Here is a 20,916-nt window from a genome sequence, read left to right on the forward strand (position 1 = left end):
TTGGCGATTGAACCTTATTCTCCTGCCGCGGCCCCACAAATATTGACTTCCTTTTTTCGACCAATTAGGGCATAATATAACCTGTACTACATATATACAAAGAGTGAGGTGCGCAGCATGCTGAATGATACCAACAAAATCTGTCAAGTCTGGAACCAGAAAGACGCCTTGGAGCAAACCCTTCTTGCAGGCCTGCATGGCGGACCGGAAATAAAGAAGGAAGAAAAGCAGGCTTATTTAGGGGTATTCAGAGAACAGGTCATTGCTTTCCTTACCCAGGACCAGGTGAAAGAAGCTGCCCTTTATCCGGAAATTGCCGAAGCCCTGGAGCATGAGAAATTTCAAAAACTGATTATCAACAGCAGCCTGGCTGCTTATTATACCAACAAATACCAAACGCTGGCCAGAGAAAAGAACAAAGCCTACACCATGGTTGCCGATGCTGATTGTGCCCGGGCGGCAGGCCTTGTTGTAGCAGGCAGCGAGGCAGTAGACCTGCAGGATATTGCTGTCGACGACCGCCGGCTGCGGCTGCAAAAATTAGGGGTTTCCGAAAAACTCATTGCCAGCGCCGGCAAAAAAATTTGTGAAACCTGCTTAAACAGCATTCTCAGTCTCGACCCGCGTGAAGCAATAAACTATTCCGGGCTTACCTGGCTGGACAGGCTCACCGGCGAACGCTGCCCGGCCCATCAGGATTAATAACTGAATAGTATCCGGCAAAGCATTGCATGATTTAAGGACTGACTGGGACACAACCCTGTCAGTTCTTTTAGTTTTTCCAAACGGAAAACCAGGGTGTTGCGATGGACAAATAATGCCTTAGCCGCGCTTGACACGTTCAGGTTATTATCCAGCAGGGCATTGACAGTATTGCGCATATCATATTTGCGGTCAAGCTGTGCCAGTATGAGGTCTTTCAATTTCTTCAACGCCAGACAAGAATGAATAGCGCCCGGCTCCTTGATAAGATAATCGACAAGTATATCAAAATCATAAATGGAAGCAACAGCAGTGCCGTCCATTTTATTATTTTGCGAGAATAGGGCCTCCTTGTAAGACTCATGAAGTTCTGCCGGCGAGCCGGTAAAGCTCCCCAGCCCCATACGCAAACCTTGCTGCTGCGGGCCGCCAAGCAGTGAAAGTATGGCTGAGCCCCATTGGTAAAACTCAGCCTCGCCGGCATCTGCCGGGAATTGTTTGAGAATAACCAATTCATCTTCAAAAAAAACAAACAGGTCCTGGGAATCGAGCAGCGAGGAATGCTCCAGCAGTTGGGCGAGTGTTTCCCTTGTCCTAAGCGCTACCAAATCATGCACTCCATACTGATTACATGCATCCCGGATGATGAGGCCAACAGAAACAACCGCCACCAGCCGCGGCAGGTTTAGGCTAAAGCGCAACAATTTTGCTGTTTTTGCTATGGCATTGTCCTGATAGCGGTCTGACAAAACATGCTGCATGAATTGTTCCCTGAGCTGAAGATTGGCTCTGAATTCCTCCACCAGGTTTTCCCGCTCCAAAATGAGTTCTGTGACCATTTTTACTAGCTTGGTGGTATTGCGCACCTTGTCGGGATGGCCGGAAACCCCCACCGCACCAACCACCTGGCTGCCGAGAACAATGGGCCAGTTTAAACCAGGAAGCGCCCCGGGATAACGCTCCATATCCTCAGGAAATATTTCTACAACCTGCCCGCTGCGGATAACCTCCATCGCACCTTGATGATAAGTATTGAGCCGGCTCTTTTGGCCGGACCCGACAATCACGCCGGCACTATCCATAATATTGATATTTTGCTGGACCAGCGGCATAATATTATCCACAATGTGCTGAGCTAATTCTGCCGTGATAATCATAGCTTTGCCTCCCACCTGGTGGCCCGTCTCTGCCTGAAAGCGCAGGCAGGGCACCAGCCTACTGTTTATATTATACATAAATATCGGCAATAATAGGGATTATTTTGCACTTTCATTGTACAAAATCACTAATTTGCGCCAGGTAAAAGGCACTAATGTTAGTAAATGCCGATAATTGAAAAAGGTCGGAATTATCAGTACAATAAAGATACATAGTTATTTTACTAAGGAGTGATTGCTCAATGCGTATTGTCGTAGCTCCCGATTCCTATAAAAGCAGCCTCTCGGCCGTAGCTGTGGCTACAGCTATGGAACAGGGAATCCTCTCTGTCTTCCCGCAGGCCGAGGTGTATAAGGTTCCTATCGCCGACGGTGGCGAAGGCACCGTAGAAGCCTTGGTAACAGCCACCAACGGCCGCATAATTCAGCAAACGGTAACCGGGCCTTTAGGTGAAGCGGTAACAGCTTTTTGGGGCCTGTTAGGCGACGGCGAAACGGCAGTCATTGAAATGGCGGCTGCCTCAGGCCTGCCGCTGGTACCTAAAGCAAAGCGGGACCCGCGCATCACCACTACGTTTGGTACAGGCCAGCTGATTAAGGCCGCCCTGGAACAAGGCATCAGAAAGTTTATTATTGGTATTGGCGGCAGCGCAACCAATGACGGCGGTGTCGGCATGGCCCAGGCTTTGGGCGCCAAATTCCGGGATGCCGCCGGGCAGGAACTGCCGTATGGCGGCGCCGCCCTTGCCGGTTTGGCGGCTATCGACCTCTCCGGCCTGGATGCCAGATTGAGCGAGGCCTCGATTATGGTGGCGTGCGATGTGGATAACCCGCTGTGCGGGCCCAAAGGCGCTTCTGCCGTATACGGACCGCAAAAAGGGGCTACTCCGGCCATGGTAGCCGAGTTGGATGCCGCGCTTCACCAGTTTGCCATTATCGCCAAAACCGCTACCGGCAAGGACATAGCCGAGCTGCCGGGAGCAGGAGCCGCCGGGGGATTAGGCGCCGGACTGCTATTCTTTACCAATGCCCAGCTTAAACCCGGGGTGGAAATTGTGCTGGAAACCACCGGTTTTGAAAACATAGTTAAAGAGGCCGCCTTGGTTATTACCGGCGAAGGTAATACCGATTTTCAGACAGCCTTCGGTAAAGCCCCTGTCGGGGTAGCCAAAATTGCCCAGCGTCATAATGTCCCCACAGTCTGCCTGTCAGGCGGTTTGGGCAAAGATCATGAGCAGGTCTTAGCGCACGGTATTGATGGCATAATGAGCATTATTCCCCATCCCATGACACTTGATGAATGCCTAAGCTCGGCTGCCGCACTGGTGCAAGCCGCAACAGGCAGGCTGTGCCGCCTGCTGGTTACCGGCAGCAAAATGAACAGCCGGCAGTCACGATAACACCTCGGATAAAGCCAAACGGGTCGGCCTGACACAATCAGGCCGACCCGCTTTTTTCTATTTAGTTAACGTAGCTGTTTTTCGAGAAAGTCAACAATGCTCTTGGCGGTCGGCGGACAGCCGGGTACATAGCTGCCGCACTGCCGCAGGCACTGACCGATGCCCAGGCCGGCTGCCGCCTGCCCCTGGTAACCTTGCCCAATACAAACAGGCTGCTTGAGCAACCGGAGAGTACCGTTATCCTCCAGCCGCTGCAGCGCATGGATCAAACTGCCATAACAGGCAGAACAGGCTTCTTTCGCGATTACATGCCGCGCCAGCTGTTTGGCCCGGTTGCCCGGCTGGAACCGGCTTGCCTGCTTATGCTCGGTGTTGTGCTCGATGATTTGGGCTCCGGCCAAATCAGCAGAACCGGCACCGATACGCTCAGCAATACCAATATATTCAATATCTGACGGCGAATACCCCAGCAGCCAGGCGGCATAGGCATCAAGCAACACCGGATCGCGTCCGGCAATAATTCTATCCATCCGCACCGGGTTGCCGCCTTCCTCAAAAGTAAGATCACCGGCTATCGCATCAACAATGGTTATTCCCGGGGGTAATGCTTTGCCCAAATAGGCAATAGGCTTCATCAGGCCCATTTGATGAAACCGGCGTTTTTCACTGTCCGGAATACAGCCTTTTAGATTTTTCAGGGCACAGGTAAGCAGGGTCTGGCAATGCGCCTTAAGCACCGGTACATTGATCAGAAAATCCGCTGTTAACGGCTTCTTGCAGACTTTTAGCTCCAGCTCCCCTACTCTTTTCACCAGAAAATCATCATCTTTCAAATCATACAAAGGCACGCCGTACTTTTGGGCAATATCGGTATACCCACAGACCCTGAAGGCCCGCTTGGTATCATCGCCAACCCAGGAGCCTTCCATAATGCTGATATTATGTATGCCATTCGCCTGCAGGTACTCAATAATTCCTTCAATAACAGCCGGGGTGGTGGTTGCCCCCTGGCTGGCTTCCTTGGCAACCACTAAGTTCGGCTTAATGGCCACCTGCATCTGACTGTCAAGCCCGGCGGCCAGCTGCATTTTTGCCAGCAGGTCTTTAACCATCTGGCGGTAATTGGTGCCATATATTACGTGAAGCTCCTGCTTAATCATACCCGTTCCCCCTTTACATGTTCTGTCCCCAATAATATGCAAATACTATCCCTACAAAAAAGTATACCAGACAAAATTGCCAATTCCAACGCAGCGCCACCTCTTCCGCCTTGGCATTAATCATTTTTGCCAGTGTCAGAATTAACCCGGCAAACGGCGAGACCATATAGGAAATTGACCCGCCCACGGCAAGACACAGCGCCAGGGTAAGCGAAGTAACCGGCAGGGAAAGCAGGGTGAGGATTTTGCCAAACATGACAATCGTCATAAACGGGTGAAGCCCAAATACTGCGGCAAGGATGATGAGCAGCGGCACCAGGACAATGGAGAAAACACCTAAGACGCCGGCAGCCTGCTGCAAAGCGGCCTGCAATAGTACCATAAAGCCGGAGTGCTCCAGAGCGGTGGAGAAAATCCCCATCGCGATAAAAAAGGGCGCAAGGTCGGCTGTTTTGAGAACACCTTCCTGCCAGTAACTTTTAACTGCCGCTGTGATGCTGACTTCACGGCTAAGCCAGGACAGCCAGGCGAAAATAACCACAAAACCGGCTAAAATAATCCGGTTATAGGTGGCGCCAATATGCAGCCTGTCAAACAGCAGGGTAAGCATTATCAGGCCGGCGACTGCCAAAAATATATGGAGCACTCTGCGCCCTGCCGGTTTTTCAGCCGGCAGGCCTTGCGCCCCGGACACATCAGGCCGGACAGCGTCAGCTTTCAGCTGCAGCTTGCTCTCAATACCATACGATATAGCCATCCCAATAAAACTTAATATCACACCGGGTACGAATACGGCAGACCAGCTTACGCCGGTTGCCTGAATCACCAGAAAAAGATTAATGGCCCCAGGCGCCCATAAGGAGGCCAGCGCATAGCCGCGCGACACGGCTGCCGCCATAAAGCGCTGATAATTGCCCACCGATTTTTTCAGCGTATGTTCCATAAGCGAAATCATCACAGGAATAGCGCCGAACATTAAAAAGCTGGTAAAAACATGGGTAGCGGCAGTGGTCAGCAGGAAGAGCGGTCCTTCCCCCCTGACAGATTTATTGAGCCAATATTGCAGCGCGGTATTATATTGGCCAATTTTTATGGGTATGGAAAAGGTCTGCATAACTACCAGTATGGCAATAACATTGGTCATGGAAGTAACAGCCTCTGCCCAAATTGACAGCGGCTGTCCAAAATAAAATAGCAGCGCGAGGCCAATAAACAGAAAAGTCAGCGTTGCTTTAAAAAAGCCTTTGCCCATCATGGTCATGCCTGAAAGCAGAACAACAACGGCTGTAATACATATTGCCGCCGATAGATCAATAGTGACAAAAGGTTTGATAAGATGCAGACCTGCCAAAGCCAACAGCACAATTTTACAAAGTAATTTCATTTCTCGTCTCCCGCCCGCCCAAAAGAATTTCTCCATAGCATCACTAAATATACAGCATATGTCAAGCGTCAGCGGTGCAGCTTTGTCTGAAAAAACCTCCGGGGCCGGCTATATCTTAGCTAAATATAAGTGTAAGCCAAACTAACGTGCGGCCAGAGCATCCACCCGCCGTATAGCGTCAAGCACCATCTCGGCCGTTACAGGAAAAGGCATGCAGGACATGGCCGCTGCCTTGCAGGAAGCCTCGGCACCCAGCCGCATTTCATCGTCCGACAAATCGGCAATTTGTTTTAAGGTTGTAGGAATCCCGCAATTTTGCGCCAGTGTAATTTCTTCTATAATTTCAGCATCTGCACGGCCTTCCAATGCCAGCAAGCATAAATTGCCATAACCGACAATCGAACCATGAGCAACAGCATGGGTCGCAGGTATTTTAGTAAAGCCGTTATAAATGGCATGCGCCGCAGCATTACGCAGCTTGTCCCCGCCAAAGATGGAAGAAATACCTGCAGCCAGAATAATGGCATCCACAATGGAGTCAAAAGCACCGCACAGGGTTTGGCTTTCAACCGCTTGTCTGGCTTCACCGCCAAACCGCTTAATGATATCATAGCAGATTTGACCATTCATCACAGCCGATATTGTTAAACTTGTGGGTGTCATGCAGGAGGCTGCGGCACGCAGTTCATACATTTTCGCCAGCGTATCCCCCATGCCGGCAATCAGCCACGATACCGGAGTAGCCAGAATAATAGCTGTATCAATAACGATGGCAGCCGGACAGTCTGCTAAAAACAGGTTACTGGTAAATTCGCCTTTGTTGTTATAAAGTACCGTAAGGGGTGTTGCAGCCGCGCAGGTAGCCGCGATCGTCGGTACCGTAATTACCGGCAGCTTGCTTTTAGCGGCAACCGCTTTGGCGGTGTCAAGTGCCTTGCCACCGCCAACTGCAATAATAAAATCGGCCTTTTGCGCTGCCGCCGCCCCTGCCAGATGTTCGATATTTTCCATAGTACATTCGCCGCCATACCATTCAGTGGCAACAACTTTGACACCTGCTTCAGTCAGCGAGGCTGCCAGCTGTTCCTCTGTTTTCAGCAATGCGGTTTTTCCACCCAAAATAAAGGCATTCTTACCTTGTGTCCTGCAAAAATCGCCTACATGCTTTAACGCGCCCGGTCCCCGAAAAACTTTCGCAGGAAATGGCAGGCGTTCCATGTGTTTTTCCATAACATTAACCCTCCTTTTTAGCAAAACCGATGTCGTTAAGGTTGCCGGCGGCGTCAAACGTCCACTCCCGGGGTTGAGTAAGAATGTCGATATCGGCACAGGCTTTGGCTTCCGGCAGCATGGATTCTGATATATAAATCTCTTCCAGGTGCAGCGAATTGGGGATACGCACCAGCCGCAGCCGCTTGCTGTCAGGAACGCCGCAGGTCTTCACCGCCCCCTGAATCGCCAGGCGGTCTGAGTCCATAATCAAAGGTATCCGCCCCGAACGGGTGCCTGTTGAGGTTAAGACATTGGCATAAGTAACTTCAAAATCTATCTTGTTAAACAGCCGCCTTGTCACCAAGTCTGCCAAACCCATGCCACAGCAATTCCCATGACTGTAGTCGGTAACATCCAGGACTACCAGCCGTTCCGGCGAAGCAACTGCCGAGCGGGCATAATCGGTAGAAGACCGCCCGATGGTGTGCACGTCCATCCCGCCGCCGGAAAACTCTTTGCCCAACTGATCAACCACCAGCACATCAATATGCTCAAACAGAATCTTAGGCAGATTGGCCTTTGCTTCCGGCAACAGTCTTTTATCGGTGGCGATAATGTCTGCCGGCAGTACAGCCACCAGCCTGGTAATCCGGTCATAGGCATTTTCTACGGTGCCAACGCCAAACAGGAAATTGGCTTTGGCTAATTTAATCTCAGCCATGGCAATAATCTGCTCGGCCATATGCTTAAAGCCAAAGGCATGGCAGGCATCGGCGCCTTTTTGTTTGCCCAGGCCAATGGAAATCATCTTACTCAGACCGCTCTCCACCGCTCCGCTGAAGGCATTGTGCCCCTTGATGCGGTTAATAACCACAATACCATCGGCTTCAAAGGCATGTTTATCTATTAACACCGGCAGGCCGCTGCTCTCTATTACACCTAATTCCACCGTCTCCATTGACGACAGTATCGGACAGCCGGCGCTCTCTGCGGTAACCCCCAGGCCGGCCAGCACTGCGCTTTGTCCCTCAGCCGTAGCGCCCCCGTGGCTGCCCATGGCAGGCACAATAAAGGGCTCTGCTCCCAGTCTTTTAAGTTCTGCAACAACAACCCGGGCAATTAATGAAATATCGGTCATCCCCCGGCTGCCCACAGCCACGGCCACCCGCATTCCGGTTTTGACGCGGCCGGCAATCTCCGGTTTGGCAAGCTGTTCCCTTACCGTTTGGGCCACATCCTGAAGCTCGGCAGCCGGAAACTTCTGCCTGATTTTAACCATTTTGGGCAAAGTTACCTGTTCCAGCATTTCTGTAATAATTGACATTTCTCCACCGCCTTTTGCTATGGTTTATAGAAAGCTCTACTTTCTGCCAGGACAAACAAAGGCCGCCTCTCACGCGGCATTACCGCCGCGTGAACTAAGCGACCTTTCCTAATTAATTTACTTGAGCAGCCCCATGCCAATAAGCACCTGGCGAAGTTTTTCCCGTTCCTCTGTTGTCATCGGGCCTACCGGTTCCATGCAAGGTCCGGCATCGATACCGAGTAATGCCAGCGATTCCTTGATAACCGCCGGGAAGGTGCCAATAGTGAAAGCAATGCGCAGCGGCGCTAACCTAAACTGAGCTTCAAGCGATCCTTTAAGGTCACCGGCCATGAATTTGTCATAAATATCGGCGCAAAGCCTTGGTGCCACGTTGGCGCAGGAGGCAATTGAACCTGCCGCACCATAGCAGAGTGCTCCATATATCAATGTGTCGCGGCCCATAAGCACGTTAAAATCCTCACGGCCCTGAGTCAGGCGGATGTACTCGGCAGTAAGCGTAAGGTCGCCGCTGGAGTCTTTGATACTGACAATATTCGGAATGTCAGCCAGCTTAGCCACAGTAGCCGCCGTGAGATTAACGCCGGTTTTGGGCGGATTATTATACAGCAATACCGGCAGCGAGGTATTAGCGGCAATGGTTTGGTAATGGGTATATAACTGGTCCTGGCTGGGGGTAATAAACATCGGCGTCAAAACAGAAACCGCATCGATCTTGCATTCTTCGGCCAGTTGGGTCAGCATGACACTCTCGCGGGTGGTAATCCCGTTAGTTCCGGCATAAACAGGAATCCGGCCGTTGGTTTCATCTAAGGTAACCTGGAAAATCTCACGTTTTTCTTCCGGCGTCAACCCGTAAAATTCTCCGGTTGTGCCGGTAATGAAGAGGCCGTGTACACCGCCGTCAATCAGGTACTTGATTAACTGGCGCATTGCCTGTTCATTAAATTTACCTGCCGGTGTAAGCGGTGTAACCACCGCCGGAATAATTCCCTGGGGTTTGAAGCTGGTTTTGCTACTCATGCTATATCCTCCCTGTATCCCTCTAAGCCAGACGTCCGGCCCGGAAGGCATCAATATATTCCATGCAGAACTCGTCTCTGCCGCTTAAGGCTTCGGCAGCGTAGATGGCTTTAATCATTTCGGTATTCAAAGGGTCGCAGATAACCGCATCCAAGCCGGCGGTAATACACATAATTACGAAAGAACGATTTAAGAGACCCCGTCCCGGCAAGCCAAAAGAAACATTGGACAAGCCGCAGATGGTGTGGATTCCGGGATAGGCTTTCATGATGGTGGAAATGGTTTCAAAAACTGCCATTGCCTGTGTTCCGTCTGTTGAAATAGGCTGAATCAACGGATCAATATAGATATCTTCCACCGCAACCCCGTCTTTGGTCAGGCGGGTAATCAGCCTGTCGGCTGCCGCCAGACGGTCTTTCACTGTTGACGGCATCCCGGCATCATCCATAGCCAAAGCCACAACCGAGGCCTTATACTCCTGGATTAAAGACACAACCGGCTCATAGCGGCCGCTTTCGCCGCTGATAGAGTTTATCAGTGCTTTGCCTTTATGGAATTTCAGCGCCGCTGCCAACGCTGCCGGATTAGGGCTGTCGATGCATAAGGCAGCGTCTGTTTTTTCCTGTACTGTCCGAACAAGCCAGCTTAAGGCTTCCGGCTCATCGCCAAGCAGTGTGCCGCAATTTACATCAATATAAGTGCTGCCTGCCTTCAGCTGGCTTTCGGCCTCTGCCTGAATGAATGCGGCATCCCGGCTCTTAACAGCCGGTTCCAGACCTTTGCGGCTGGTATTAATTCTTTCCCCGACAATGATCATGGCGAGAAATCCCCTTTCATAACAATGGTTGAAGCTTATGCGCCAATCAGCATATTAGCCTTTTCGACAGCAACGGCTGCATCCTGGGCATAGGCATCGGCGCCGATTTCATCAGCAAAGTTTTGGGTTATCGGAGCGCCGCCGACAATAATTTTTGTGCCAGGAAACTTGTTTTTGATAGCAGCTGTCGTTTCCTTCATATTTACCATAGTAGTAGTAAGCAAGGCACACAACCCCACAATATCCGGCTTGTGTTCTTCAATGGCTTCGATAAATTTTTCTGACGGCACATTAATGCCCAAATCAACAACCTTGTAACCGGAGCCTTCAAAAATAGCATTGACAATGTTCTTGCCGATATCATGCAGGTCTTCTTTGACTGTACCGATGAGGAAAATGCCTTTCTCCTTAATCCCGGCTTGTGCCAGGAGCGGTTTGATGACCGCCATGCCGGCTCCCATGGCCCGGGCGGAGACCAATATTTCCGGCATAAATACCTCACCTGATTTGAATTTTGCTCCCAAGGCATTCATGCCGCTGACAAGACCATCATTAACAATTGTATTAATATCAACCTGCTCGGCCACAGCTTGCTCTACCAAGGCTTTAACCTTTTTAGAATCGTGGTTCCAAACGGCTTCGCGAATGGCACTCATTAATTGTTCCATAATTTCTTCCCCCATTATTTATCACTTTTGCCTGTATTAAGAATTAACAGGCCCGAACTCTTTGGCAAGTCTGGCAATCCGCTCTAAGCGTGAAAATTTCATTTCCGGCGGTGCTGTATCAGCGATGCTCAGGATAAGATGATCACCCTTGCCCATCTGCAGGAACAAGTCGTCCAAATAGCTTTCAAATTCATAGTCGCTCATCGAATTTTCCAGAACGGAAACCGAGGGGATACCGCCCCAGATAGTAATCTTGCCGTCAAAGGCTTCTCTGATCTCCCGCAGGGTTTGCGAAGTCATCGGTGCAGGACAAATGGAGTCGGCAATATCAAGCTTGCCTTGTACATAGTACTGCAAGAGCCCCTTGTTTTCACCGTCAGTATGGTTCAGCATAAACTTGCCTTTAGCATGAAGCTTGTCGGCAGTCTCAATCATATTGGGCATTATATGCTTTTCGAAGAAAGGCGGCCAGGTAATCGAGGCATCATAGTTGGTGCCTGACTGGATGATATCAGCCGGGCTATTGGCTGCAATGTCAACAACTTTGTTGAAATAAGGAGTGATGCGTTCAGCCAGACGTACCAACTCATCATAGTTGTCATAATACTCGCAGAAAAATAAGTCATAGGGCATAAGTTCGTGAATGATATAGTGCATAGCCGAAGCTCCCATATTGGCCGTACCCACTAGCAGCGCCCGGTCGCCAATTTCCTCTTTCTGCCGCTCCATTCCCTCATAATCGGCATAAACATCCATATTTTCAAAGATATAACCCACAGCCTCAAAATCATCCACACTCTTAATGGCGTGCTCGCTGACATGGGATAACGAAATCCCGGCTTTACGCATAGATTCGTCATAAACTGTTTTTGTCCGGATATTGCCATGCGGTGTAAGGTACTCAACAATGGTGGTATCGCCCTGATAGGTGATATTCCGCTTGATATTCTTCAGCGCCGGACGGTGCGGCTTGTGATGGACCCGCCAAATGCCAAGCGCCCTGTCGACGATATCCAGCGAATCGTCATATAGACTGCGGTCAGCCGAAACAGTATGAACCCCGATGTCCAAATCTTCCACAATCTGCATCAAGGTGGCATTCTTATACTTGTCAGGCAACGTACCTTTATATTTGTTTGCCCGATACCACAAATCAAGACGCGGCACGAAGGGAATACAATCGGTTGGCCGTCCCTCCAGCGTTGCCAGCATTCTCTCCCGGTAAGTCATCATTGCTTTCTCCCCCATTTAGTTCATTTATTGATAGCTATTGCTGTCTTGCAGGTAAACAAAACAATTGAGGCGCAGGCGGCCGTTATCCATAAACGGAGGTTAAGCGCCAGCGGCGCAGCGTTGTATAACGGCGCGTCTGCGCGGATTTTGTGTTGGCGCGCACAACGTATACCTTCTATTAAAAAGGATCAAATCACCATAAGCAGTGGACGTTTGAAGAAACAACCATGAACATGGCAATTTCATCCTTTTCCCAGTATGTCAACCGGGGGGACGGGGCAGCAGGCACTTACCGTCGCCTGCTGCACTGCCGGCACCCTGTTCGGCGGTCTTACTATTTATCCAAACCGGTTTCTTTGATCAGTTTGGCATAGTCGTCACTCGCTTGTTTCAGGTTCTTGGCAAACTCGTCCGGTCCAAGATACATGACCGGCTGCATCATATCATCCATAGTTTTCTTGTATTCAGGGTCTTCGCTGATCTTTTTGAAGATATCGGCATAGTAGTCGACGATTTCTTTCGGAGTATCTTTCGGTAAAGCTATGCCTTTAATGGAACCCCAGGTATAGAAATCAATTCCTTGCTCTTTTAATGTAGGAACATTAGGCATAGCAGGGTCTCTTTCCAGGGTGGCAATACCAAGCGGTTTCACCCGGCCGGCCTTAATCTGGGACATGGCTTCGGTAGGATGAGCACCACCGATGGCTGTTTGGTTGCCCATCAGTGAGGTCAATGCCTGTGCACCGCCGGCATGCGGGATGGGAGTAATGTTAATGCCTGTCGATTTGCCCAAACCACGCATTACCAGGTCAACGGCACCAGCCTTGGTGGATACAGCGGCTGTAACGGGTTTATTCTCTTTCTTAGCCCACTCAACCACATCTTTGATGGAGTTAAACGGCGAATCGGCCGGCGCCAGCACAACTACCGTGTGGATGGACAGGCGCGAAACAAAGGTAAGATCTTTGAACGGATCATACTCTACTTTTTGAATATGCGGCATAACAATGTCATGGCCGGAACCGGTACCCATCAGCAAGGTATAGCCGTCAGGCTTGGCACGGGATACATATTTGGAGCCTTCAACCCCGCCGCCGCCCGGCTTGTTCAGAATCTGGATCGGCTGTGAACTATATTTTGTCCAGACTTTTTCGATTGTACGGCCAAGCATATCGGTAGAACCGCCGGCTGCCATGGGTACTACCAGCGTAATCGGTTTATCCGGTTTAAAGGCAGCTTTTTCCCCCTCTTTCTTCGTGTCGGCTGATTTGCCACATCCGGTGACAAGTCCCAGCATAGAAACTGCCAGCAATCCGCCTACGACCACTTTCCACTTGCTCTTATTCATCTTACCAATCATTGTATCTCCCCCTCTTTTTATTTTTACCCCTCTCAGAAAACCCACCGTTCTACTCGTCTACTACACACTCAGCCTTTTTGTTCCTGTTCTTAAAGGCCACAACCAGCTGGCCAATGATGATAAGTGCAAAAACAGCCATCAGTGTGCCAGATATCGGCCGTGAAACAAAAATCGAAAAATCACCGGCAGACATCAACAGCGACTGGCGCAACGCGTTCTCTATTAGCGGAGCAAGGATAAACGCCATCAACATGGGGCCCGGATCAAAACACAGTTTTCTCAGAATATACCCCACAATACCGAAGACAAGAAACATAAACACATTAAACATGTCATTTTCCAGGCTATAGCAGCCAACCACCGTAAACATAACGATAATTGGTCCTAATATCCCAAACGGCACCCGGATTAACTGCACCCATAACCCCACTAGCGGCAGATTCAGGATAAGCAGAATGACATTACCGATATACATTGACGCAATTACACCCCAGAAAACATCGGGATGTTCTACAATCAGGAAAGGACCAGGTGTAATGCCCTGAACCAGCAAGGCGGCAAAAATCATGGCAATAGCCGCATTACAGGGGATTCCCAGCGTCAGCAAGGGAATAAAGGAAGAACTGGAGGCCGCATTGTTCGCCGATTCGGGACCTGCAACCCCGGCAATGGCCCCCTTGCCAAATTCGCCCGGATTTTTGGCTATTTTTTTCTCCACCGCATAGGAGGTCAACGAGGCTACGATAGCGCCGCCGCCAGGAATAACGCCGGTGAAAAAGCCGATAATCGAGCCGCGGAAGATGGCCCACTTACTCTCGGCCCACTCCTGCGCGTTGGGGAAAAGCTTGCCAATCTTTCTGGTAACAAATTCGGCTCCGCCCTTGCTTTCCAGGGTAACAAAAACTTCACTTAAGCCGAACAAGCCCATGGCTAAGGTTACGAAATCAAATCCGTTCTGTAATGCCAGAACGCCAAACGTGAATCGCTCTTTGCCGGATATTGGGTCAACGCCTACATTGGCCAGCAATATCCCGACAAACAGCATGATGGTTCCTTTTAGCGCCGAGCCGCCGGTCAAAAACACCGCCAATAAAAGACCGATCAGCATCAGGGCAAAATATTCGGGCGGACCAAACCGGAGAGCGAATTCCGCCAGCGGCGGCGCGACAAAGGTCAGCCCGATAACCCCTACCGTACCGGCGACAAAGGAGCCGATGGCCGCGATAGCAAGCGCCGCCCCCGCCCGTCCTTTTTTGGCCATTTCATAACCATCAATGGCAGTAACTACCGATGCCGCCTCGCCGGGTATCTTAAGCAGTATCGAGGTTGTTGAACCGCCATACATGGCACCATAAAATATTCCGGCTAAAAAGATTAACGCCGAAGCCGGTGAACCCAGCGAATAGACAATCGGCAACAGCAGAGATATTGTGGCAGATGGCCCCAATCCAGGCAATACGCCTACCGCAGTGCCTAAAAGCGCCCCTAGGAAACAGAGAAGCAGGTTGTTTCCAGTCAACGCTATACCAAAGCCGTCAACTAATCCTTGAAATATTTCCATTTTAAGCCACCTTTTTAATCAGCTATTAGTATTCCCTCCGGTAACGGCACTCCCAGCAAATAGGCAAACAGCACATACATAACCGTGGTGCCGACAATGGCTATTATCCCTGTCTTTAACCATTTCTCCCGTTCAATCGCCTGCTGCCAGGCAATCAAAAACACGATTGTGGCCAGTATATAGCCCAATATTTCCATAATGGAGGCATAAACGGCTATGAGAATAACAGCTATCAACGGAGATAACCATGCCCCTTTTTCCCAGAGCGGCGCGGCGCAGGCTTCTGTTTTAAGACTGGTGATAAACCAGATTACACTGAGAATAACGATACCTGTCCCGCAGATGGCGGGGAAGAAGCCGGGACCGGGTTCTTGGATCGTACCGACCGTCAAAACGGAAAAGCCATAGTACACCACTGCCATACCAAGCAAAACTAACAACAGGCCTGCCATACGTTCTTGTTTTGTCATTATCCTTCCGCCTTTTGCTGAACTTATTGATGCTTTAGCGCTTCACTTCCACTTGTGCCAGCTTCTCATAATATCTTACCAGACTGCCATGATCGTTATCGCCCATGCCATCCACTTTGAGCGCCTGCATCATTTCCATAACGGCGGCGGTAAGCGGCAGCGGCACTCCGACTTCATGCGAGGTTTCCAGCACATTCGCCAGGTCTTTGATATGCAGATTAATGCGGAAGCCCGGGTCAAATTTGCGGTCCAGTACCAGTGGTGCTTTGGCGTCAAGCACAGTGCTGCCTGCCAAACCGCCCCGGATAGCCTGATACACCAGTTCCGGTTCAACGCCGGCCTTACTTGCCAAAACAAGCGCTTCCGACATAGCGGCGATATTGATGGCTACAATAATCTGGTTGGCCAGTTTGGTTACATTGCCTGCACCTATCTCACCGGTAAGTACAACCGAACCTGCCATGGCTTTCATAACATCGTAGCATTTTTCAAATATTTCCTTCTTGCCGCCAACCATAACCGAGAGCGTGCCGTCAATGGCTTTAGGCTCACCGCCGCTTACCGGCGCATCCAGCATCTCAACACCCTTGGCAGCAAGTTTCCCGGCCACCTCACGGCTGACCAGCGGTGCGATCGAACTCATGTCCACCACAACAGCCCCTGGCTTAGCGCCTTCAATGACACCGTTTTCTCCCAGCACTACCGTTTTTACCTGCGGGGAATTGGGCAGCATGGTAATAATAATATCTGTCTGTTCCGCTACCGCCTTGGGCGTAGCGGCGGCCGCCGCGCCGGCGGCAACAACCTCATCCACCGAGCTTTGGTTCATATCAAGCACTACCAGATCATAACCAGCTTTGATCAAGTTTTTGCTCATGGGTTTACCCATAATTCCTAATCCAATAAATCCAATTTTCATGTTAACATAACCTCCAGTTTTTATGTTTTATTCTTGAGAAGCGGTCAAAATCCTTTCCTCCGGGAGACCACTTCTGTGTTTGGCAAATCAGCGAACCAGGCAAGGACGTTTGTTGTCAAATTTCCAGCCGGGAATTAAATATTGCATAGCTGCCGAATCATCACGGGCACCCAGTCCCATCTGCCGGTACAGTTCATGGGCCTTTGCCACCTGCTCCATGTCAATCTCGATACCAAGACCCGGTTTTTCCGGAACAGCAATCATGCCTTCTACAATTTTAAGCGGTTCTTTGGTCAGACGCTGACCATCCTGCCAAATCCAGTGAGTATCCAGGGCCGCAATTTTTCCCGGTGCGGCGGCACCTACATGGGTGAACATGGCTAAAGATATATCGAAGTGGTTATTGGAATGAGAGCCCCAGGTAAGTCCCCATTCATGACACATCTGCGCAACCCGTACCGAGCCTTGCATTGTCCAGAAATGCGGATCGGCCAGCGGAATGTCCACCGAGTGCAATTGAATGGTATGCCCCATTTGCCGCCAGTCGGTGGCAATCATATTGGTTGCGGTCAGCAAGCCTGTGGCTCTGCGGAACTCAGCCATAACCTCACGGCCGGAATAGCCGTTTTCAGCCCCGCAGGGATCTTCGGCATAAGCCAGAATTCCGTGCATATCGCGGCAAAGCCTAATGGCATCTGCCAGCAGCCAGCCGCCGTTAGGGTCCAGCGTAATCCGGGCGTTGGGGAAACGCTTGGCCAGCGCAGTCACCGCCTCAATTTCCTCTTCACCGCGCAGCACGCCGCCCTTTAGCTTGAAATCATTGAACCCGTAACGCGCATGGGCCGCTTCTGCCAGCCGGACGATGGCCTCCGGCGTCAACGCTTCTTCATGGCGCAAACGCAGCCAGGCATCTTGTTCCTCAGGAGCGCTCAAATAAGGCAGATCGGTTTTGCTGCGGTCGCCAACATAAAAGAGATAGCCCAGCATCTCAACTTTATCCCGCTGTTGTCCTTCACCCAGCAAGGCGGCAACAGGGACATTCAGGAATTGGCCCAATAGGTCCAGCAGTGCTGCTTCCAGAGCGGTAACGGCATGGATGGCAATACGCAAATCGAAGGTTTGCAAACCACGGCCGCCGGCATCCCTGTCAGCAAAATTCTTGCGGGCCTTGTTAAGAATATTGTTATAATTCCCGACAGATTGTCCCACTACCAAGGCTTTTGCGTCTTCCAGGGTCTTGCGGATCCCTTCGCCGCCCGGCACTTCGCCAACCCCAGAGTGACCGGCATTGTCCTTGAGGATGACTATATTCCGGGTAAAGTAGGGCCCATGGGCACCACTAAGATTAAGCAGCATGCTATCATGACCGGCAACAGGGATAACCAGCATCTCGGTAATAACCGGTGTACCGGCCGGCTTTTTTTGGCAGTCCATAATTTCACTCCATTCAGTTATGCGATTTTCAGAATTGCTCTGTATGTTTCTATGATAATGCAAGTAGCATGCCAAAGCCGTGTATGTTTCATTATTTTGTCGAATCATAGGGAACAACACCGATAAAGTCTCAATTGTTAGTTTTTTCAATCGAAACGGTAATTTCTGAAATATAAAAAAAAGCCCGCAACATTTGTTGCAGACTTCCTCACGTGTTGCAAACACCACATCACGTGTTGCAGATTTTTTTCACCTCGATACGCAGGGCCTTTAATTTCCGGTACAGCGTACTTCTGTCAATGCCAAGGCATTTAGCCGTTTCCTTCTGGTTATATCCATTTTCGGCAAGCACCCGCAGAATCCGGGCCTTTTCCGAAATATCCTCATGCACGGTTTCGGTGCGGGGGATGATAACTTCTTCCGGTATATCCAGCATGCTGCGCATCAGTTCACCGGAGATAACATTCTCCTTGGCCACAACTACGATGCGTTCCATAACATTGCGAAGCTGGCGGATATTGCCCGGCCAATCATAAACACGAATATATTCCTTAGCTTCCGGGCTCAAAGTTACCGACCGGAAAAATCTGCGGTTATAGGTAGTAATGAAATATTCGGCAATACTGACGGCATCGCCGGCACGATCTTTTAAGACCGGCAGTTCCAAGGGCAATACATTGATCCGGTAATAAAGATCTTCTCTAAATTGGCCGTCTTTCACCAATTGCGCCAGATTCTTATTGGTAGCCGCAATAATCCTGACATCAACCGGCAGATATTTATCATCCCCCAGCCGCATTACCCGCCGCTCCTGAATCACGCGCAGCAGGCTTGTCTGCGCTAATTTCCCCATCTCGCCAATTTCATCTAAAAAAAGGGTGCCGCCATGGGCCAGCTCAAAAAATCCGGCTTTGCCCTTCCTGTTGGCTCCGGTAAACGCGCCCTCCACATGGCCAAATAATTCACTTTCCAATATGCTGGAGGGAATGGCCCCGCAATTTACCGCAACAAAAGGCCGCTGCCGCCGGCTGCTGGCATTATGAATACTTTGCGCAAACATTTCCTTGCCTGTCCCTGACGCGCCCATAATTAATACAGTGGCGTCTGTAGCGGCGTACTCCTCGGCAATTCGCTTTACTTCCGTCATCTTGGCCGATGACCCCAGAATGTCGCTCAGACGGTATTGAGCGGTGAGTCCTTTGCTATAAATTTCTTTGCGGATCGTAGCTTCCATTGCCACGATTTGTCCTACATCTTCAATCGTAATCATGACACCGGTGACATGGGCGTCAATCGTGATAGGGATAATGTTGGCCACCAGCTTGCGGCCGTTGAACTCGATAAGCTCGCCAAGCCCGGCCTGGCCGCTCTGCAAAGTCCTGTCCACAGGCAAGGACGGACATATTTCCTCAATATTCCTGCCGACAGCAGCGACTGCCTTACACCCCAACAGCCGCTCGGCGGCATTATTAAATACCTCAACACTTTTTTCACAATCAATGCCAATGATCCCCTGAACGGAATAATCAATCAAAACCCGGAATTTTTGCAGCCGCTCTTTTTCAATCTTTCGGGCATAGGACACGCTATTGGCCTGAAGAAAGGCTGTCCGGAAGGAATCTTTGCCGGAAACCAGCAGAACGGTTTTAGACCCCAGGCTGGCCGCCAGTCTGTTGATCTCGATTCCGCCAATGATAACATCTGTTTGCACGCTAAGCGCGCGGTGAACCTCTTTGGCAAAATCCAGGGCCGAGCACACAGGATAAATCGTTAAATCAATATCTGTTACTTTACTAAAGACCTCAATACTGTAAATCATATTACTAAAAGCCAATACCCCGATTTTGGGGTTGCTTTTCCCGGTAATAACCTGTGCGGCAAGCAAGGCTTCCGCTAAATCCTGAATAGTGATGGGTATTTCGATAAGCGGTATCTTTATCTCAGAATCAAGGATGAGCTTGGCCGTACCGCCCCGGGTAACAATAACGTCAAAGCCATCGGCCTCTGCCTGTCTGGCTATCTCAACTCCCTCTTGCAAGCCCCCCAGAAAAGTCTCAACCTTCTCCCCCATTCCTAATTCTGCAATTACTTCCCGGCCTACCACCAGCATCTCGGGCGAGGGTGCTATGAAGGCAATTTTCCCCATTTACATCACCTGGCTTATCTACTTTTCTACATTATAACATAATGTGTATGGACTAAGCTAACTATGCAGACAGCGCAATACAGGCCCATATGCCCTCTGCTAAAACCCGCTGACGCCGGTCCTTACAACTGCTGACATTATTGAGGCGCCAAACTTATGCATTCCAGACAAAAATAAACAGGCCGCCGACCCGAAGGCAGACGGCTTGTATTTTGGGGCTATGGCACAAACCGGTAATCTAAGCGGGCGATACTCATAGATTCGTTGTGCATAATAATGACAGGATAAAGCAAACTCAGCTCCAGTTGGATATAACCCAGCTGAACGTCAGCCGCCCTCATCCAGGGACTTAGCTGTCTTTAACTCCTGCTTGAATTGCAAGTGCGGAGCAGTTTAGTCACAGGATAATGTTAGCAGGTTGAATTGCAATCATTATTGAACGAGCAGAATAAGAGAATGATTATAATGATGATTATAATCCAGCTATTACTGCCATTGCCGCAGCCACCGCCAAAACCGAATCCCATAAGTATAAACCTCCTTTTTGTGTGATAGGGGAGATATTACATGCTATGAACCAGGGGGGAGTTTTGTTACTGGGCCGGCAAAAAATTAGCAAGCCGGATGGGAAAAGATAAATAGGAAAAGACTATCCATGCCAACAAAAATTTGATAAAATATAGGTACAAGCATTATATCTAGGGAGGGATTGAAATGAGAGCATCTTTTCTCAGTTCTGTTGAAAAATCACTAGATACTTTGCACTTCTTCTATCGCGCCGCTCCATTCATTCTAGGAATTTGTTTTGCAATTGCAGCATTGGTTTTTTATATATTAGCCCTTTCCATTCTTGGAAAGTGAGTCAAAATGAACCTGCCTACCGGGTGGGTTCTTTTTTTGCGTATACGCCAAAATATAAACAGCCCCCGCTTCCGGCCACTGGCCG

18 protein-coding genes are annotated in these 20,916 nt (G+C 50.1%); 3 read left to right on the plus strand and 15 right to left on the minus strand.

The window, feature by feature from the left end; translation table 11 throughout:
- Nucleotides 1-117: 117 nt before the first annotated feature.
- The gene (locus SPSPH_RS15360; protein ID WP_075757356.1) at nucleotides 118-702 is read left to right on the plus strand and encodes a YueI family protein; all 585 of its coding nucleotides are present in this window, start codon (nucleotides 118-120) and stop codon (nucleotides 700-702) included.
- Here the strand turns inward: SPSPH_RS15360 and SPSPH_RS15365 are convergent.
- Nucleotides 699-1,859, minus strand: coding sequence for a CdaR family transcriptional regulator (locus SPSPH_RS15365; protein ID WP_075757355.1), 1,161 nt, complete (start codon nucleotides 1,857-1,859; stop codon nucleotides 699-701). The genes SPSPH_RS15360 and SPSPH_RS15365 overlap by 4 nt on opposite strands.
- A gap of 242 nt (nucleotides 1,860-2,101) precedes the next feature.
- Between SPSPH_RS15365 and SPSPH_RS15370 the strand changes: the two genes are divergently transcribed.
- Nucleotides 2,102-3,259, plus strand: a complete 1,158-nt coding sequence (locus SPSPH_RS15370; protein WP_075757354.1) for a glycerate kinase — start codon at nucleotides 2,102-2,104, stop codon at nucleotides 3,257-3,259.
- A gap of 65 nt (nucleotides 3,260-3,324) precedes the next feature.
- Here SPSPH_RS15370 and SPSPH_RS15375 read toward each other — a convergent pair whose 3' ends face one another.
- The 14 genes from SPSPH_RS15375 to SPSPH_RS15440 form a co-directional block, all read right to left on the minus strand.
- Nucleotides 3,325-4,419, minus strand: coding sequence for a DUF362 domain-containing protein (locus SPSPH_RS15375; RefSeq protein WP_075757353.1), 1,095 nt, complete (start codon nucleotides 4,417-4,419; stop codon nucleotides 3,325-3,327).
- A 13-nt stretch (nucleotides 4,420-4,432) separates the two neighbouring features.
- Nucleotides 4,433-5,803: a hypothetical protein gene (locus SPSPH_RS15380; protein WP_075757352.1), complete on the minus strand. Its 1,371-nt coding sequence runs from the start codon at nucleotides 5,801-5,803 to the stop codon at nucleotides 4,433-4,435.
- Between the two features lie 141 nt (nucleotides 5,804-5,944).
- On the minus strand, nucleotides 5,945-7,033 hold the full coding sequence (locus SPSPH_RS15385) for an iron-containing alcohol dehydrogenase family protein (protein WP_083945681.1): 1,089 nt from the start codon (nucleotides 7,031-7,033) through the stop codon (nucleotides 5,945-5,947).
- A gap of 4 nt (nucleotides 7,034-7,037) precedes the next feature.
- The gene (locus tag SPSPH_RS15390) at nucleotides 7,038-8,339 is read right to left on the minus strand and encodes a lactate racemase domain-containing protein (protein WP_075757351.1); all 1,302 of its coding nucleotides are present in this window, start codon (nucleotides 8,337-8,339) and stop codon (nucleotides 7,038-7,040) included.
- Nucleotides 8,340-8,456: 117 nt separating this feature from the next.
- Nucleotides 8,457-9,362 (minus strand): 4-hydroxy-tetrahydrodipicolinate synthase, encoded by a 906-nt coding sequence (gene dapA, locus SPSPH_RS15395; RefSeq protein WP_075757350.1) that lies wholly within the window; start codon nucleotides 9,360-9,362, stop codon nucleotides 8,457-8,459.
- 22 nt (nucleotides 9,363-9,384) lie between these two features.
- The gene (locus tag SPSPH_RS15400) at nucleotides 9,385-10,179 is read right to left on the minus strand and encodes a methyltetrahydrofolate cobalamin methyltransferase (protein WP_075757349.1); all 795 of its coding nucleotides are present in this window, start codon (nucleotides 10,177-10,179) and stop codon (nucleotides 9,385-9,387) included.
- Between the two features lie 35 nt (nucleotides 10,180-10,214).
- On the minus strand, nucleotides 10,215-10,847 hold the full coding sequence (locus SPSPH_RS15405; RefSeq protein ID WP_075757348.1) for a cobalamin B12-binding domain-containing protein: 633 nt from the start codon (nucleotides 10,845-10,847) through the stop codon (nucleotides 10,215-10,217).
- Nucleotides 10,848-10,883: 36 nt separating this feature from the next.
- Complete coding sequence (locus SPSPH_RS15410; protein ID WP_158027107.1) at nucleotides 10,884-12,080, minus strand: uroporphyrinogen decarboxylase family protein; 1,197 nt, start codon at nucleotides 12,078-12,080, stop codon at nucleotides 10,884-10,886.
- 334 nt (nucleotides 12,081-12,414) lie between these two features.
- Nucleotides 12,415-13,440, minus strand: coding sequence for a tripartite tricarboxylate transporter substrate binding protein (locus SPSPH_RS15415; protein WP_075757346.1), 1,026 nt, complete (start codon nucleotides 13,438-13,440; stop codon nucleotides 12,415-12,417).
- 49 nt (nucleotides 13,441-13,489) lie between these two features.
- Nucleotides 13,490-15,001, minus strand: coding sequence for a tripartite tricarboxylate transporter permease (locus SPSPH_RS15420; RefSeq protein WP_075757345.1), 1,512 nt, complete (start codon nucleotides 14,999-15,001; stop codon nucleotides 13,490-13,492).
- Nucleotides 15,002-15,015: 14 nt separating this feature from the next.
- Nucleotides 15,016-15,471: a tripartite tricarboxylate transporter TctB family protein gene (locus SPSPH_RS15425; RefSeq protein WP_075757344.1), complete on the minus strand. Its 456-nt coding sequence runs from the start codon at nucleotides 15,469-15,471 to the stop codon at nucleotides 15,016-15,018.
- A 34-nt stretch (nucleotides 15,472-15,505) separates the two neighbouring features.
- Entirely contained in the window at nucleotides 15,506-16,390 is an 885-nt protein-coding gene (garR, locus tag SPSPH_RS15430) for a 2-hydroxy-3-oxopropionate reductase (protein WP_075757343.1), read from the minus strand.
- Nucleotides 16,391-16,477: 87 nt separating this feature from the next.
- Entirely contained in the window at nucleotides 16,478-17,824 is a 1,347-nt protein-coding gene (gene gudD, locus SPSPH_RS15435) for a glucarate dehydratase (RefSeq protein ID WP_075757342.1), read from the minus strand.
- A 229-nt stretch (nucleotides 17,825-18,053) separates the two neighbouring features.
- Nucleotides 18,054-19,970, minus strand: coding sequence for a sigma 54-interacting transcriptional regulator (locus tag SPSPH_RS15440; protein ID WP_075757341.1), 1,917 nt, complete (start codon nucleotides 19,968-19,970; stop codon nucleotides 18,054-18,056).
- A gap of 714 nt (nucleotides 19,971-20,684) precedes the next feature.
- Between SPSPH_RS15440 and SPSPH_RS15445 the strand changes: the two genes are divergently transcribed.
- Complete coding sequence (locus tag SPSPH_RS15445) at nucleotides 20,685-20,831, plus strand: hypothetical protein (RefSeq protein ID WP_158027106.1); 147 nt, start codon at nucleotides 20,685-20,687, stop codon at nucleotides 20,829-20,831.
- Nucleotides 20,832-20,916 lie beyond the last annotated feature (85 nt).

Origin of the sequence: Sporomusa sphaeroides DSM 2875 (genome assembly GCF_001941975.2) — a bacterium.
Classification (GTDB): domain Bacteria; phylum Bacillota; class Negativicutes; order Sporomusales; family Sporomusaceae; genus Sporomusa; species Sporomusa sphaeroides.